Here is a 16,430-nt window from a genome sequence, read left to right on the forward strand (position 1 = left end):
TCAGCGATTCCTAAAGAAACGAGTGAGCTGGGCGGCCTCTTCGCCAAACGGCAAACAATGCTGCCGAGCCCCCCATAAACCGCAGTTCCCTCTGCGCGACCCGGTCAATACGACGCGAAGCCCCGGTTTTGGCGTGATTCAATTTCAGCATGGTTTTTCACCCGGGCGGCACGTGAGCGCATGAACGCGTCCTGTCGCGGCTAGCGAAGCAAACCCGCGTGAATGATGTATTGATTGACCCTGGAGGCCGCGTTAGTCGATGAAACTGGATTCGTACTGGAAGGAAAATGTCGAGCTGGCTGAGCGCACCGTTGCGCCGCTGCCGGCAAGCGCAGACGTGGTGGTGATCGGCGCCGGCTTTTGCGGCCTGTCCGCCGCGCTGACGCTCGCTCGAGCCGACGCGCGCGTGGTCGTGCTCGAAGCGAACGACACGGTGATCGCCGAAGCTTCCGGCCGTAACGGCGGTCATGTGAACAACGGTCTCGCCGTCGATTACGCCTGTCTCGCCGCCAAAATCGGCACGGAAAAAGCGCGTGCGTTCTATCAGCTTTACGACGCCGCCGTCGATACCGTCGAGCGCATCGTGCGCGAACAAGCGATCGACTGCGATTTCGTGCGTCACGGCAAGCTGAAACTGGCGTCGCGCCCCGCGCATTACGATTCGCTCGCCCGCAGCTACGAGCGCCTGATCGCCGACGGCGTGGACACCGATATCGAACTGCTCGATCGCAACGCCGTGCGTGCCGAGGTCGACAGCGACAGCTATCACGGCGGCCTGCTCTACCGGAAGAGCGCCCAGATGCACATGGGCCGCTTCGGCAAGGGTCTCGCCGACGCGGCGATGCGCGCGGGCGCGCAGATTCATACGCGCACCGAGGCGTTGCGTCTGCAGCGTATCGCGCAATCGGCGCACGGCTATCGCGTGCAGACTACGCGCGGCACCGTGCAGGCGGGCAAGGTCCTGCTCGCGACCGGCGCAACGCGGCATGGCGACTACGGCAGCTTTGGATGGATCCGCCGCCGCGTGGTGCCGATCGGCAGCTTTATCGTGGCGACCGCGCCGCTCGGCGAGGCACGCGCAAGCGCGTTGCTGCGCGAGCGCCGCACGTACGTTACGACGTCCAATCTGCATCACTACTTCCGCATGTCGCCCGATCATCGACTGATCTTCGGCGGCCGCGCACGTTTCGCGGTGTCCAACCCGCAATCGGACGCGACCAGCGGAGAAATTTTGCGCGCGGGACTGCTCGACACCTTCCCGCAACTCGCGGACGTGCCGCTCACGCATTGCTGGGGCGGCATCGTCGACATGACGCAGGACCGCCTGCCCCATGCCGGAGAACGCGACGGCCTCTACTACGCAATGGGTTTCAGCGGCCACGGCACGCAAATGTCCACGCATACGGGCCACTGCATCGCCCGCACGATGCTGGGTGAACGCGCAGCCAACCCGTGGGCGGAGCGCAGCTGGCCGGCAGTGCCGGGCCACTTCGGGCCGCCGTGGTTCCTGCCGTTCATCGGCCTTTACTACAAGATGAAAGACGCAATCGCCTGACAAACGACGCGTGCTGCTCGACGATCTTCATGACACAGTTTGATGCAAGCGAATTCCCGTTTTCAACCATGACCTTGTCCCCAGGAACGTGTAGCCATGTCTGAACGCAAGAAACTCGAAACCCTCATTGGCGCACCGGAATCGGACCGTCTGGTCGCCGCTCTCCAACACGGCGCAACACGGCGCGATGTGCTGCGCATTCTCGCGGCAGGCGGCATGCAACTGGCGATGGCCGGCACGCTCGCCGGCGTGGCGAGCACGGCGCACGCGCAAACGCCACGCAAGGGCGGCAAGATCCGCGTCGCGGGGGACAACGCGTCCGCGAACGACACGCTGGACCCAGCCAAGCAGTCGAACAAGACCGACTACTGCCGCGGCACGATGCTGTACAACAACCTGGTCGAACTCGACGGCGCGCTCGCGCCGCGGCCCGCGCTCGCCGAATCGTTCACCACGACCGATGCGCGCGTGTGGGTGTTCAAGCTTCGCAAAGGCGTGACCTTCCACGACGGCAAGGCGCTCTCGCCCGCCGACGTGGTGTTCTCGATCATGCGCCACAAGGATCCGGCGGTTGCCTCGAAGGCCAAGACGCTCGCCGACCAGATCGACAGCGTGAAGGCCACGGGTCCGAACGAAGTCACGGTGACGCTCTCCGCGCCGAACGCAGACCTGCCCGTCATTCTCGGCACCTTCTACTTCCATGTCGTCAAGGACGGCACGACCGACTTCTCGAAGGGCATCGGCACGGGTCCGTTCAAGCTGCAGACATTCCAGCCGGGCGTGCGCTCGGTAGTCGTACGGAATCCGAACTACTGGAAGCCAGGCCTGCCGTATCTCGACGAGATCGAATTCGTGGGTATCGGCGACGAAAACGCACGCGTGAACGCCCTGCTCTCCGGCGACATGGATCTGGTCGCGTCGATCAATCCGCGCTCGGTTGCCCGCGTCAAAAGCTCGTCGAGCGCCAGCGTGTTCGTCACGCAATCGGGCCAGTACACGGACCTGATCATGCATCGCGACGCCGGCCCGGGCGCCAACCCCAACTTCGTTCAGGCGATGAAGCTGCTGCTCGACCGTAACCTGATGAAGCAGTCGATCGCGCTGGGTTACGCGGTGCTCGGCAACGATCAGCCGATCGACCCGACCAACCGCTTCTACGCGCCGGGCTTGCCGCAAACGCAGATGGATCTGGACAAGGCGAAGTACTACCTCGCCAAGGCCAATCTGGGCAGCACGCCGATTCCCGTGGTGGCTTCGCCCGCCGCGATGTACTCGGTTGACATGGCGCTGATCTTGCAACAGACAGCGCGCAAGGTCGGCCTGAATCTGGATGTCAAGCGCATGCCTGCCGACGGCTTCTGGTCGAACTACTGGCTTACCGCGCCGGTGGGTTTCGGCACGGTCAATCCGCGCCCGAACGCCGACACGCTGTTCACGCAGTTCTTCAAGTCCGACGCACCGTGGAACGAGTCGCGCTGGAAGAATCCGAAGTTCGATCAATTGCTGCTCACCTCGCGCGCCGAGATCGACGTGGCAAAGCGCAAGCAGATCTACGCGGACATGCAGACGATGATCCACAACGACGCGGGCATCGGCATACCGCTGTTCCTTGCGACGCTCGACGGCCACAGCAACAAGCTGCAAGGGCTTTCGCCGATTCCGCTCGGCGGCATGATGGGTTACTCGTTCGGCGAGCATGTATGGCTGTCTGCCTGATCGAAGGTCAAAGCATGAATCGCCGCGCAACGCATCAATGCACGGCGAGTTGTCCATTTCAGAGGAGTCCGACGTGAACACTGTCATTGTTCGCCTGCTGGCACGCCGCGTAGGCGCTGCCGTTCTATCGCTGCTCGCGATCTCCGCCATCGTGTTCGCGATCACCGCGGTATTGCCCGGCGACGCCGCGCAATCGCAGCTCGGCCAGGCCGCCACGCCCGAGGCCGTGGCGGCACTGCGTGCGCAGATGGGGCTGGACGTGCCCGCACCCATCCGCTACTGGCACTGGCTGACCGGCATGCTCACCGGCCATGCCGGCGAATCCATGCTCACCCATCTGAGCGTGGCGAGCCTGGTGGGCGACCGCCTGTCGCATTCGCTGCTCCTCGCCGGCATCACCACGCTGGTCTCCGTGCCGATCGCGCTCGCGCTCGGCATTCTGTGCGCCGTCCTGCGTGGCCGCGGTTTCGACCGGGCGGTGAGCGTCGGCGTGCTGGCAGTCGTTTCGGTGCCGGAGTTTCTGGTCGCTTCGCTCGCCGTGCTGCTCTTCGCCGTCAAGCTGCAGTGGCTGCCGGCGCTCGCGTATCTGGACGACGGCGCGCCATTTGGCCGCGTGCTGCGCGCACTCGCGATGCCGGTGATGTGCCTGTGCTGCGTGATCGTCGCGCAGATGGTGCGCATGACGCGCGCCGCGCTGATCGACCAGCTGAAGGCGCCATATATCGAAATGGTGCGCCTCAAGGGTGCCTCGTCGTTGCGCATGGTGATGTTCCACGCGCTGCCCAACGCCATCGGCCCGATCGCCAACGCCGTGGCGCTGAGCCTTTCGTACCTGCTCGGCGGCGTGATCATCATCGAAACCATCTTCAACTATCCGGGCATCGCCAAGCTGATGGTCGACAGCGTCAGCCAGCGCGACATGCCGGTGGTGCAGGCTTGCGCGATGATCTTCTGCTTCGCCTACCTCGTCCTCGTCACGCTCGCCGATATCTGCGCAATTCTGGGCAATCCGCGTCTGCGTCACCGCTAACGCGTCGTCACCCTCTAGTTTGTGGAGCTCACTACGATGACCCAATCCACCTCTCGGCGCAAACTCGCGCCGCATCCGGCCGAAGCCGTGCCCGACCTGAGCGCCCACCCGCGCCTCATCCGCCTGCGCCGTACGCTCGGCGGCCTGGGGGTGCCGGGCTGGATCGGTCTGCTGATCGTGCTTGTCTGGATCGCCGCGGCCATCGCCGGGCCGCTCGCCGGTGACGGCAGCAGCACGTCGGCCGACAACGTGCAGATCTTCGCCGGCGCGAGCGCACACCATCTGCTCGGCACGGACTATCTCGGCCGCGACATGCTCGATCGCGTGATGATGGGCGCCCGCTACACCGTGGGCCTGGCGCTGATCGCGACGCTGCTCGCGAGCGGCATCGGCACCGCGCTCGCGTTGCTGGCGATCGTCGGCGGCCCGAAGCTCGACGCCGTGCTAAGCCGCACGCTCGACACGCTGACGGCGATTCCGAGCAAGATGTTCGCGCTCATCATGGTGGCGGCGTTCGGTTCGTCGACCGTCATGCTAACCGCGACGGCGGCGATCATCTATCTGCCTGGCGCCTACCGCATCGCCCGCTCGCTCGCGGTCAACATCCACGCGATGGACTACATCGCGGTGGCCCGCACACGCGGCGAAGGCATGGGCTACATCATGCTGCAGGAGATTCTGCCCAACATCCTGAGTCCGATGCTCGCGGACCTGGGGCTGCGTTTCGTGTACGTCGTGCTGCTGCTCGCGAGCCTGAGCTTCCTCGGCCTCGGCATCCAGCCGCCCGACGCCGACTGGGGCTCGCTCGTGCGCGAGAACCTCGACGGACTCGCCGAAGGCGCGCTCGCTGTCATCGCACCGGCGTTGGCGATCGCCAGCCTGACGATCTCCGTGAATCTCGTGATCGACAACCTGCCGGGCGGCGCGCGCAAGGCCGGCCGCGATGCGCGCCGTCAGGCCAGACTCAACCTGAAATTCAATGCGGCGCGCGGCGCGCAAGCCACGAACGCCGCCGATGGGGAGGCAGACTAAATGGGCGCCGCAATTCATGTCAAGGACCTGACCATCTCGGCAGGCGACGCCGTGCTCGTCGAGCGCCTCGCGTTCGACATCGAGCCGGGCAAGGTGCTCGCGCTGATCGGCGAATCCGGTTCGGGCAAGACCACCACCGCGCTCGCGTTGATGGGCTATGCACGCGAGGGCTGCGCGATCGCGCCCGACAGCGTCGTCAGCGTCGGCGAACGCAACGTCACCGCGCTGGATGCCGCCGGCCAGCGCACGCTACGTGGCCGCGTGGTCACGTATATCGCGCAGAGCGCGGCGGCGTCGTTCAATCCGTCGCGCACGATCATGGACCAGGTCGTCGAGCCCGCGCGCATACACGGGACGATGCCGCGCGCCGAAGCCGAAAAGCGCGCGGTCGAGCTGTTCCGCGAACTGGCACTGCCGAACCCGGAAACCATCGGCGCGCGCTATCCGCATCAGGTATCGGGCGGTCAGTTGCAGCGGCTGATGGCCGCGATGGCGCTGATCACCGATCCCGATCTCGTCATCCTCGACGAGCCGACGACGGCGCTCGACGTCACCACGCAGGTCGAGGTGCTGCGCGCCTTCCGTCGCGTCGTCCAGCAGCGCAAGACCAGCGCCGTGTATGTCAGCCACGATCTGGCGGTGGTCGCGCAGGTCGCGGACCATATCCTCGTCCTGCGGCACGGCAAGATGCGCGAATACGGCGAGTCGGATCAGATCCTGCACGCGCCCAACGACGACTACACGCGCAGCCTGCTGGCCGCCGCGCGCCCGAAGGAGCGCCATCACGACGCATCGGACGACGCACTCATCGCACCGGTCACTCCAGGCGCGCCCAGCGCGCGCGCCGACGCCCCGCTGCTTCGCGCGGTGCCCGAAGACACGCGCAAGGCGCCGCAACCGCTGTTGCAGATTGACGGGCTGTGCGCGGGCTACGGCCCGCTGGACGCGCAGGGGCGCCCCCAGAACCGCATCCTCGACAACGTCGACCTGAAGCTCCATCGCGGACAGGCAATCGGCGTGATCGGCGAATCGGGATCCGGCAAGACGACGCTCGCGCGCGCCGTGGCCGGCCTGATCGCGCCGTTCGAAGGCCGTATTGCGTTCGACGGCAAGGCGCTGTCGCCGCAGCTCGAACAACGCAGCCGCGACGAGCTGCGCCGTATCCAGATCGTTTTCCAGATCGCGGATACTGCGCTGAACCCCTCGCATACCATCGAGCGTATTCTCGCCCGGCCGCTGCAGTTCTATCACGGCCTCCAGGGTAAGGAACTGCGCACGCGCATCGCCCACTTGCTCGACATGGTGCGCCTGCCCCGCACGCTGATGGAGCGTGCGCCGGCAGCACTGTCGGGTGGTCAGAAGCAGCGCGTCAACCTCGCCCGCGCGCTTGCCGCCGAACCCGATCTGCTGCTGTGTGACGAAGTGACCTCCGCACTCGACAGCGTGGTCGGCGCCGCAGTGCTCGACCTGATGGCCGATCTGCGCAAGGACCTTGGCGTCTCGTATCTCTTCATCAGCCACGACCTGCACACGGTGCGCGCCATCTGCGACGAAATCGTCGTGATGCAGCACGGCCGCCGGGTGACGCAGGTCGCGCGCGAGGACTATGACCGCGGTCCACATCATCCGTACTACGAACTGCTCTCGCGCTCCGTGCCCGAACTGCGACGCGGCTGGATCGACGAAGTCGAACTGCCGAAGATCGAAACCGCGGCGTGAGTCCCCCACACCATCACGATTCACGAAATTGAGGAAAACCACATGTCTCTGAGCATCAGCAACGATTCCTTGCTTCCGGGCCGCAACTATATCGACGGTGCCTGGGTGGATGCCGTCGACGGAACGACGTTCCCGGTCACCGATCCGGCCACCGACGCCGTCTTCACGCAGGTGCCCAACAGCGGCGCCGACGATGCGAAGCGCGCGGTCGATGCCGCGCACAAGGCGTTCGCCTCGTGGCGCAAGGTCCCGGCGAAGCAGCGCGCCGCCATCATCAAGCGCTGGAACGACCTGATCGTCGTGCACACGGAAGACCTCGGCAAACTGATCTCGCAGGAACAAGGCAAGCCGCTCGCCGAAGGCAAGGGCGAGGTGCTGTACGCCGCCAGCTACGTCGAATGGTTCGCGGAGGAAGCGACCCGCACGAACGGCGACATCATTCCCGCGTCGGCACCGGGCCGCCGCATGTTCGCGTTGCGCGAACCGGTTGGCGTGATCGCCGCGGTCACGCCGTGGAATTTCCCGGCCGCTATGATCGCGCGCAAGATCGCCCCAGCGCTCGCCGCCGGCTGCACGGTCGTCTGCAAACCCGCCGAAGACACGCCGCTCACCTCGCTCGCGCTAGTCAAGCTCGCTGAAGAAGCCGGCGTACCCGCAGGCGTCCTGAATATCGTCACCACATCGCGCGAGAATACACCGGCTGTCGTCGACGTTTGGCTCGACGATGCGCGCGTGCGCAAGATCACCTTCACCGGCTCGACGCCGGTCGGCAAACATCTCGCGCGCCGCAGCGCCGACACGCTAAAGAAACTCTCACTGGAACTGGGCGGCAACGCGCCGTTCATCGTGTTCGACGACGCCGATCTCGACGCCGCGGTCGACGGCCTGATGGTGTCGAAGTTCCGCAATGGCGGCCAGACCTGCGTGTGCCCGAACCGCGTCTACGTGCAAGCCAAGGTGCACGATGCTTTCGTCGCGAAACTGGCCGAGCGTGTCGGCGCGCTGGTCGTGGGTCCGGCGACCGATCCCCGCTCGCAGATCGGTCCGATGATTAACGCCCGGGCGGTCGAGAAGATCGAGCGGCACGTGCGCAACGCGGTCGAGAACGGCGCAAAGGTGGTCGTGGGCGGCAAACGGGTGCAGTCGGAGCAATGCGCGTCGGCGAATTATTTCGCGCCGACCGTGCTGATCGACGCCACGCCGTCGATGGACTGCTCGTGCGAAGAGACCTTCGGACCCGTGGTGCCGATCACGCGCTTCGAGACCGAGGCGGACGTCATCGCGCAGGCGAACGCGACGCCGTTTGGCCTCGCGGCCTACTTCTATTCGACGGACGTACGCCGCATCTGGCGTCTCGCGGACGCGCTGGAAAGCGGCATCGTCGGCGTGAACGAAGGCGCTCTCGCGGCGGAAGCCGCACCGTTCGGCGGCGTGAAGGACTCGGGTTATGGCCGCGAAGGCTCGACCCACGGCATCGAAGAGTACATGCACATCAAATACGTCTGCCAGGGTCAACTGGACTGACCGATTGTTTGACCGATGGGCGGTTGCGCAATGGCACTGTGGATTCTGCCGTTTCAACCGCCCAATTCGGTATGGGGTGCCGTGGCAAGGGACGTTTTCAATTGTTTGTGAATTGGCGTCGTTTCTATACTGCTTTACGGCGCTGCATTTCTGTGAACAACGCCGTATCGCTCCTCTCGCCGTTCGCCCCACGCATCGCATACCGCTCCATGACACGACACACCACCTCCGACGCCCCGGATCTCAACCAGCTTTTGACGCTGCGTCAGCAGCTCGAAAAGCGGACGACGGCAGAAGTCCGCTTCGACTCGGCCACGCGTGCGATGTATGCGTCGGAGGCGTCGAACTATCGTCAGCCGCCGGTCGGCGTCGTGATCCCGCGCACGATCGACGACTTCGAGACGACCGTCAAACTGTGCGCCGAGTTTGGGATCGCGATTCTGCCGCGCGGCGCGGGCACGTCGATGTGCGGCCAGGCCGTCAATGCCGCTATTTGCATCGACCATTCAAAGTATCTGCATGCGATCGAACGGATCGACGCCGCAGCAAGTTACGCGATCGTGCAGCCGGGCGTGGTGTGCGATCAGCTGAAGAAGGCCGCGGCAGGGCATGGCCTGACCTTTGGCCCCGATCCCGCAACGCATAGCCGCTGCACGCTCGGCGGGATGATCGGCAACAACTCGTGCGGCGCGCACTCGGTGATGGCCGGCAAGACCGTCGAAAACATCGAACGTCTGGAAGTGCTGAGCGCCACCGGCGCACGTTTCTGGGTCGGCCCGACCGACGACGCCACGTACGCGGAACATCTCGCCGCGGGTGGCGAACGCGCTCGCATCGTCAAAGGCTTGCGCGAACTGGCCGAGCGCTATGCGGACGATATCCGCGCCGGCTTTCCGAAGCTCAAACGCCGCGTGTCCGGCTACAACCTCGATCAGCTGCTGCCGGAAAATGGTTTCAATATCGCGCGGGCGCTGGTCGGCAGCGAAGGCACGCTTGCCACCACGTTGCGCGCGCAGACCTCGCTCGTCCAGGGACGCCACAAGCGCGTGCTGGTCGTGCTCGGCTTCGACAGTATTTTCGACGCGGCCGATAGCGTGCCCCATCTACTGCCGCTCGGCGCGATCGCGATGGAAGGGCTGGACCAGGGCATCGTCGGCGGCCTCAAGGAACTGGGACTGAAGCTCGACGACATCGCCGAACTGCCCGCCGGCGACGCGTGGCTGCTGGTCGAATTCGGCGCACGCACACGTGACGAAGCGATCGCGCAGGCCCGCGCGATGGCCAACGCAGCACAGCGCTTCCCGCAGCGGCCGAGTGTGCGCTTCGTCGAAGACGCGGCCCTCATGAACCGTCTGTGGACGATTCGAGAAACCGGCGCGTCGGCCACGTCGCTCTCTCTCGTGCCCCATGCACCGGACCCCGTGGTCGGCTGGGAAGACGCCGCGGTCGAGCCCACGATGCTCGGCTCGTATCTGCGCGAATTCACCGCGCTCGTGGCGCGCTACGGCTACAAGACGAACCTGTACGGCCATTTCGGCGACGGTTGCATCCACTCGCGCATCACCTTCGATCTGCGCTCGCCCAAAGGCATCACCGACTGGCGCGCGTTTCTGGAGGAAGCCGCGCAGCTCGTGGTCAAGTACCAGGGTTCGCTGTCCGGCGAACATGGCGACGGCCAGGCCAAGGGCGAGTTCCTGCACCTGATGTACACGCCGCGCCTCATGCAGGCATTCCGCGAATTCAAGGCCTTGTGGGACCCGCACGGTTTGATGAACCCCGGCAAGCTGATCGACGCGATGCCGGTGGACGCCAACCTGCGCATGGGTCCGCAATACCGGCAAGGCAACGTGAAGGGCATGTTCACGTATCCGATGGCAGCGCATGGCCATGCGAGCGCTGCGCAAGCCACGACCGGCGGCGCGCTCCAGGAACGCGGCTACGGACGCGAAACCGAGCGCTGCATCGGCATGGGCAAATGCCGCTCGATGGACGGCGGCACGATGTGCCCGAGCTTCAAGGCGACGCGCGAGGAACGCAACTCCACACGCGGCCGCGCCCGCCTCTTCTTCGAGATGTTGAACGGCGAGGTGATCGACGAGACGCGGGATGCGCAAGCGGTCAAGGAATCCATGGATATGTGTCTGTCGTGCAAGGGCTGCAAGAACGATTGCCCGACGCACGTGGACATTCCGAAATATCGCGCGGAGTTTTTGCACCGCTACTACAAAACACGCCGCCGCCCGCTGATGGATGCTGCCGTGGGCCGTATCGGCGCGTGGCTGCCGGTCGCGACGCGCGTGAGTGGACTGCTCAACGGCGTGATGCGCCATCCGCTCGTCAAGAAGGCTTCGCGACGCTTCGGCCTGTCGGAGAACGCACCATTCCCAGCCATCGCGAATCGCGCGTTCCGCGACACGGCGGCGGCGAAAAAACTGATCGCGCCGTGGCCCGGGCGCTTCGGCGCAAGAGACGTCGTGGTCTGGACCGATACGTTCAACAACGGCTTCTCGCCCGCCGTGCTCGAAGCGGCGTTGCATGTCGTCGAGGCGGCGGGCGGCACGGCGCGCCTCACGCCGCGCCACGTCTGCTGCGGACGTCCGCTTTACGACGTCGGCCTGCTCGACGAGGCGAAGAAGAACCTGCTCGAGATCGTGGAGATGATGCGCGCACCGGTCGTCACGAACGTGCCGGTGTTGATCCTCGAACCGAGCTGTCTCTCTGTGTTTCGCGACGAGATGCTCGCGTTGATCGGCAACGACGCCGAGGCAGGCGAACTCGCACGCAAGCTGTCGGCATCGTGCATCACGGTCGCCGATTTCGCGCAGAAACACGGCCTGAAACTCCCCCAGCCATCGCCCGACGGCGCGAACGCCGCGTCGGCCGTGCATGTGCACACGCACTGCCATCAGCGTGCATGCGGCGGCGCCGGTGCCGAAAAAACCATCGGCGCCAACGTGCTCGATACCGGCTGTTGCGGCATGGCTGGAGCATTCGGCTATCACGACAAGACCGCCACGATCGCGAAGGCGGTTGGCGAGAAGGAACTCGTGCCGAAGCTCAGGCTCTTGTCCGACGACGCGATCTTGGTGGCCGACGGTTTCAGCTGCCGCACGCAGATTGGCAAGCTCACCGGCCGCAAGGCGCAGCATCTTGCGCAGGCGATCGCGAGCGCGTACTCGCATGGCCGCGCCGACGCGGACGATCCAGCATAACGGCCCGCATCGAGCCCCACGCATTCCTCATTCACTTTTGCTCAACGCAGCATTCCAGAGAGAACCTGTCATGACCCGCGACAACAACACCCTGATCGAACATCGCCAGCATCACGTGCCGCGCGGCGTCGTCACCGCTCATCCGCTGTTCGTCGAAAAGGCGCAAGGCGCGCAGCTATGGGACGTCGAAGGCCGCCGCTTCATTGATTTCGTCGGCGGTATCGGCGTGCAGAACATCGGCCATAGCCATCCGCGCGTGATCGAAGCCGTGCAGAAGCAACTCCAGAAAGTCACGCACGCGGCCTTTCAGGTGGTCGGCTACGAGGTCTACACGCAACTCGCCGAACGCCTGAACACATTGATCGGCGGCGGCGAGCACTACAAGTCGTTTTTTTCGACGACGGGTGCCGAAGCAGTCGAGAACGCGATCAAGGTGGCTCGCGCGTATCGCAAGGTGCCGGGCGTGATCGCCTTCCGCGGCGGCTTCCACGGCCGCACGCTGCTCGGCTCGACGCTGACCGGCATGAGCACGCCGTACAAGCAGAATTTCGGACCGATGGCCGGCGAAGTCTTCCACACGCCGTATCCTGATCCGTACCGCAATTTCAGCGCAGCCGATGCAATTCGCGCGCTCGAAGACCTGTTCGCCACGCAGATCGCCCCGGATCGCGTCGCGGCCGTCATTCTGGAGCCGGTGCAGGGCGACGGCGGCTTCCTCTCGGCGGGCAAGGACTTCATGCAGGCGCTGCGCGCGCTGACGACGAAGCACGGCATCGTGCTGATCTGCGACGAGATCCAGGCGGGCTTCGGCCGCACCGGCGAAATGTTCGGCTTCCAGCACTTCGGCATCCAGCCGGACGTCGTCACGGTGGCCAAGAGCCTTGCGGGTGGTCTGCCGATCTCGGGCATCGTCGGCCGCGCGGACATCATGGAAGCGCCGCTGCCCGGCGGGCTCGGCGGCACGTACGGCGGCAACCCGCTTGGCTGCGCGGCGGCGCTCGCGGTGCTCGACGTGTTCGAAGAAGAGCAACTGCTCGCCAAGGGCCGTGCGCTCGGCGACACGCTGCACGCCGGTCTTGAGCAGATCGCCCGCGACCACGCCGCAATCGGCACGGTTCGCGGCCTTGGCCCGATGGCCGCGCTCGAATTCGTGCGCAACGGGGACCCGTTCCAGCCCGACGCCGACTTCGCGCAAGCAGTCATCGACGAGTGCCGTGAGGATGGCCTGCTGGTGATCAAATGCGGTGTGCATCGCAACACGGTGCGCCTGCTTGCGCCGCTGAACGCGTGTGACGAAATCGTCAACGAAGCGTTGATGATCCTCGGCAATGCGGTTTCGAAAGTGTCGGCCAAGGCGCGCTAAGACCTCGCCTGGGTGGGATTGCGGGGTCGCCGGGTCGCGCGTTGCGTAACGCTGCGCCGCGACGACGGTCCCTGCACAGCCCGTCCTTTTGTATGCCTTGTTGTTTGCAAGCCGATCAACGTCTTATTTTTTTGAGCTCACCCAGCCATGCTATTGGTGGTCAAATCGGGCGGACAGGAAGCGATGCCGGAATGGCAATCGCTGTACCGGGCCTTGTTGCCGGAACTGGAAGTTGTCGGTTGGGACGATCCGGCGCTGGATCCCGCGCGGGTCGAATACGCAATGGTCTGGGAGCCGACACCCGGACGGCTCGCGCAGTTTCCCGCGCTACGGGTGATCATGAGCAGCGCGGCAGGCGTGGATCACATTACGCGTGATCCTTCGGTGCCCGCGCATCTGCCCATCACGCGGATGGTGACACCCGAGACCGAGGAGCGGATGGCCGACTTCGTCACGGCAGCCTCGTACGGCATCGTCCGCGATTTTCCCATGCTGCGCGAAGCGCAAAAAGAACGACGCTGGGACGAGAGCATCGTCGGGCGGCGCGCGAGCGAGACGACCGTCGCGATTCTCGGCCTGGGCAACCTGGGCGCCGCGTGCGCCCGACGCCTCGCGGCAAACGGCTTTCGCGTCAAAGGGTGGGCACGCACGCACAAGCAGATCGAGCGGTGCGAGAGTTTTGCTGGCGACGAGCGTCTGGGCGAGTGCGTTTCAGACGCGCATATCGTCGTCAATCTTCTTCCGGACACGGCCGCCACGCGCGGGCTGATCGGCAACCGCTTTTTAGAGGCGCTGCCGCGCGGCGCTTCGTTGATCAACGTTGGCCGCGCGCCTCAGGTCGATCTGCGCGCGGTCGTGGAAAGTCTCGATACTGGGCATCTGCGCAGCGCGTTTATCGACGTGTTCGATTCCGAGCCGCTGTCACCGGACGATCAGATGTGGAATCACCCCAAGCTGTGGGTGAGTTCGCATATCGCCTCGGCAGTGTCACGGAAAAGCAAGGCCCGACAGATCGTCAAAAACATCCTGGCGGACCGGTCGGGGCAGCCGCTGGAACACGTGTACACCGCCAACCTTGGCTACTGAGCGTTGAGACCTCAAGCCATGGACTTCCGACCGGTCGACATCTCGAGCGCACGCATGTGGGCTGTCGCGACTACTCGACTGAGTCATTCACATCGGTGAGCCGGATCATGTGCGAATGGAGTTGCGCGTCGTCGTCCGCTTCGGGCGTGGTTCACAGTAGGGTTATACGACGAGCGGCATAGCGAGGGCGCGATGGTCGATAATCGGCGCTCACTTTTCACTTGGGGGCGCGGATGAATCGATCGGCTGGCGCGGCAGCGCAGCTGTCCGGGTGTGAACGCAAGCATCTCGCCGTACGGGCCCTGACGGGCGGGCACACCATCAGTTCGCTGGCCAATGGGCACGGCGTGAGCCGCAAGTTCGTCTAAGAGCAGAAACGCAAGGCCGGTGCGGCGCTCGATGATGCCTTCACGCGTGGGCCTGCACGACGAGATCTTCCATGGCGAACGCCCGGTGCTGGCCGGCGTCGATGCGGATTCGACCTACTGCTATCTGCCGGCCGCCGAAGACCATCGCGATGGCGACACCTGGGGCGTACACCTGCTCGATGCCGCGCAGCAGGGGCTTGCGGAACCGCGCCCCATGGAAATCCTTGATGGCCCGCTTCATACCGCACAGCACGCAGTGCCGACGCTGCACAGGTGATAGGCTCGGGCGACGGGCGCATCGGGTCGTACCGGTGATCGGCGCAAGATGCGAACCAAAATAGCAGGATTCCCCATGGCTTCGTACGCGCGGCGCTGCCGGCGCATTCACGCGGCCGCCTTCATCATGTCCTCGATCACCTTCTTCGCAGCTCGAGCGTGGCGTCAGCGTCACGTACGAGTCGATTCGCAACTGGCGCGACCGGTTTGGTGCGCGGTTTGTGCGCCGGACCAAGGCCTCGCGCGGCAAACCGGGCTCCACCTGGCATCTCGATGAAGTCTTCGTGAAGCTGCAGGGCGAGCCGTATGTGCTGTGGCGCGCGGTGGACGAACACGGAACGGAACTGGACGTGCTGCTGCAAAAGCGACGCGACAAGGCTGCGGCCAGACGCTTCTTCAGGAGAGTGCTGCGCTCACACCCGGTACCCGCGAAGATCGTGACTGATCAGCTGCGCAGCTACCCCGCTGCAAAGGCGGAACTGCCTGAGCTTGCCGGTGTGAAGCACGTCTTCGTGAAAGCTTTGGCCCGGGTCAATAACCGCGCTGAAAACAGTCACCAACCCACACGCCGGCGCGAACGCCAGATGCAGGGCTTCCGCGATCCGCGACGCACCCAGGCGTTTCTCTCGCGATTTGGTCCGATCCGTCAGCACTTCGTATTGCCCCGGCACCGAATGAACGCGGCCTGCCATCGCGCACAGCTGAAGGCGCGTTTGCAGGCGTGGTATGACTGGGCTGGCGTGCAACTCTTCAACGTGTATTAAAGAGGATACCTTAGTTTATCGGAATACCTCACACACCTCTCCGACAACTTGACAAAGCCCCAGCGTGCAGATCTTGCTACTCGGGACATCTTTCTCATTCTCGAGAATGATTGCAGCGTTGCCTTAGGCAGTGCCGATCTAAGCATTGACGCCATTCCGGCGCATGCGCCGGTTACGCGAGCGCTTGAGCTGAAGAAGGACGCGCCGGTGCTGCGCGTCGAACGGCTTACATACGACAGCGATCGCCAACCGGTCGACTTCGAATATCTCTACTTCAAGGGCGGCACGTTTCAATACCGGTTGCGCGTGGATCGAAAACGTTCTGTAAAGGCTAATCGCAGGGCCTGATTCGAGTGCGATCCAGATGTTCGTCCGGCAGGCTCGGCTAGACACGGCGGGGGTTCCGGCATTGCGTGGCGCCTCCTCAGGCAAACGTGTGAGGGCCGGCAGGATCATCGAGATGCAGTTCGACCGGATCGACGCTTCTCTACGCCCGGAAGTCTGTATATCACGCGTGAGCGCCGCAAGGCTCGCCAGTGTCACTTCGCCGGATCGGCCATTGCGATTCAATCGCTCCTCGTACTAGCGCAGGCCCAGCGCGATCGGGTGGGCTGCCTGGTCAAAGGCTACATGCTTGACGGCCGGACCTCAGCATGTGCCCTCTTGCGAACACGACTACTGTGAACTAGATACTTGGCCCGAGTGCGCTGCCAGGCCGCGCGCCTGAGACGAGCCGGACGCCTGAATTGCTTCATGTTGTCTACTTTTCATGATGCGTGCGTCAG

The 16,430-nt window shown here is 64.6% G+C and carries 10 protein-coding genes and 2 pseudogenes; all 12 read left to right on the forward strand.

From position 1 onward, the window contains the following. The first annotated feature begins 259 nt into the window (after nt 1-259). The gene (locus U5775_RS20885; RefSeq protein ID WP_322059994.1) at nt 260-1,555 is read left to right on the forward strand and encodes an FAD-binding oxidoreductase; all 1,296 of its coding nucleotides are present in this window, start codon (nt 260-262) and stop codon (nt 1,553-1,555) included. Nucleotides 1,556-1,651: 96 nt separating this feature from the next. After that, a complete protein-coding gene (locus U5775_RS20890; protein WP_322059995.1) occupies nt 1,652-3,271 on the forward strand; it encodes an ABC transporter substrate-binding protein in 1,620 nt (539 codons plus the stop codon). 73 nt (nt 3,272-3,344) lie between these two features. Continuing rightward, nucleotides 3,345-4,301: an ABC transporter permease gene (locus U5775_RS20895; RefSeq protein ID WP_322059996.1), complete on the forward strand. Its 957-nt coding sequence runs from the start codon at nt 3,345-3,347 to the stop codon at nt 4,299-4,301. Nucleotides 4,302-4,337: 36 nt separating this feature from the next. Next, nucleotides 4,338-5,333, forward strand: coding sequence for an ABC transporter permease (locus tag U5775_RS20900; RefSeq protein ID WP_322059997.1), 996 nt, complete (start codon nt 4,338-4,340; stop codon nt 5,331-5,333). Next, nucleotides 5,334-7,052, forward strand: a complete 1,719-nt coding sequence (locus tag U5775_RS20905; protein WP_322059998.1) for an ABC transporter ATP-binding protein — start codon at nt 5,334-5,336, stop codon at nt 7,050-7,052. A gap of 42 nt (nt 7,053-7,094) precedes the next feature. After that, a complete protein-coding gene (locus tag U5775_RS20910; protein ID WP_322059999.1) occupies nt 7,095-8,576 on the forward strand; it encodes an NAD-dependent succinate-semialdehyde dehydrogenase in 1,482 nt (493 codons plus the stop codon). Nucleotides 8,577-8,785: 209 nt separating this feature from the next. Then, nucleotides 8,786-11,788 carry an FAD-binding and (Fe-S)-binding domain-containing protein gene (locus tag U5775_RS20915; protein ID WP_322060000.1) on the forward strand — a complete coding sequence of 1,001 codons (3,003 nt, stop codon included), beginning with the start codon at nt 8,786-8,788 and terminating at the stop codon, nt 11,786-11,788. Nucleotides 11,789-11,858: 70 nt separating this feature from the next. Beyond that, on the forward strand, nt 11,859-13,151 hold the full coding sequence (gabT, locus tag U5775_RS20920) for a 4-aminobutyrate--2-oxoglutarate transaminase (protein WP_322060001.1): 1,293 nt from the start codon (nt 11,859-11,861) through the stop codon (nt 13,149-13,151). 147 nt (nt 13,152-13,298) lie between these two features. Then, the gene (locus U5775_RS20925) at nt 13,299-14,237 is read left to right on the forward strand and encodes a glyoxylate/hydroxypyruvate reductase A (protein ID WP_322060002.1); all 939 of its coding nucleotides are present in this window, start codon (nt 13,299-13,301) and stop codon (nt 14,235-14,237) included. A 399-nt stretch (nt 14,238-14,636) separates the two neighbouring features. Beyond that, complete coding sequence (locus U5775_RS20930) at nt 14,637-14,882, forward strand: hypothetical protein (RefSeq protein ID WP_322060003.1); 246 nt, start codon at nt 14,637-14,639, stop codon at nt 14,880-14,882. Between the two features lie 151 nt (nt 14,883-15,033). Next, nucleotides 15,034-15,645 (forward strand): annotated as a pseudogene (locus U5775_RS20935) (IS6 family transposase); the annotation flags it as partial. A 60-nt stretch (nt 15,646-15,705) separates the two neighbouring features. Further along, nucleotides 15,706-15,993 (forward strand): annotated as a pseudogene (locus U5775_RS20940) (UTRA domain-containing protein); the annotation flags it as partial. Between the last annotated feature and the right edge of the window lie 437 nt (nt 15,994-16,430).

Source organism: Paraburkholderia sp. J63 (assembly GCF_905220245.1).
Taxonomy (GTDB): Bacteria; Pseudomonadota; Gammaproteobacteria; order Burkholderiales; family Burkholderiaceae; genus Paraburkholderia.

Coding starts and splice junctions, on each gene's coding strand:
- U5775_RS20905 (WP_322059998.1), top strand. CDS start 5,334: ATGGGCGCCGCAATTCATGTCAAGGACCTGACCATCTCGGCAGGCGAC.
- U5775_RS20915 (WP_322060000.1), top strand. CDS start 8,786: ATGACACGACACACCACCTCCGACGCCCCGGATCTCAACCAGCTTTTG.
- U5775_RS20900 (WP_322059997.1), top strand. CDS start 4,338: ATGACCCAATCCACCTCTCGGCGCAAACTCGCGCCGCATCCGGCCGAA.
- U5775_RS20925 (WP_322060002.1), top strand. CDS start 13,299: ATGCTATTGGTGGTCAAATCGGGCGGACAGGAAGCGATGCCGGAATGG.
- U5775_RS20885 (WP_322059994.1), top strand. CDS start 260: ATGAAACTGGATTCGTACTGGAAGGAAAATGTCGAGCTGGCTGAGCGC.
- gabT (WP_322060001.1), top strand. CDS start 11,859: ATGACCCGCGACAACAACACCCTGATCGAACATCGCCAGCATCACGTG.
- U5775_RS20910 (WP_322059999.1), top strand. CDS start 7,095: ATGTCTCTGAGCATCAGCAACGATTCCTTGCTTCCGGGCCGCAACTAT.
- U5775_RS20930 (WP_322060003.1), top strand. CDS start 14,637: ATGATGCCTTCACGCGTGGGCCTGCACGACGAGATCTTCCATGGCGAA.
- U5775_RS20890 (WP_322059995.1), top strand. CDS start 1,652: ATGTCTGAACGCAAGAAACTCGAAACCCTCATTGGCGCACCGGAATCG.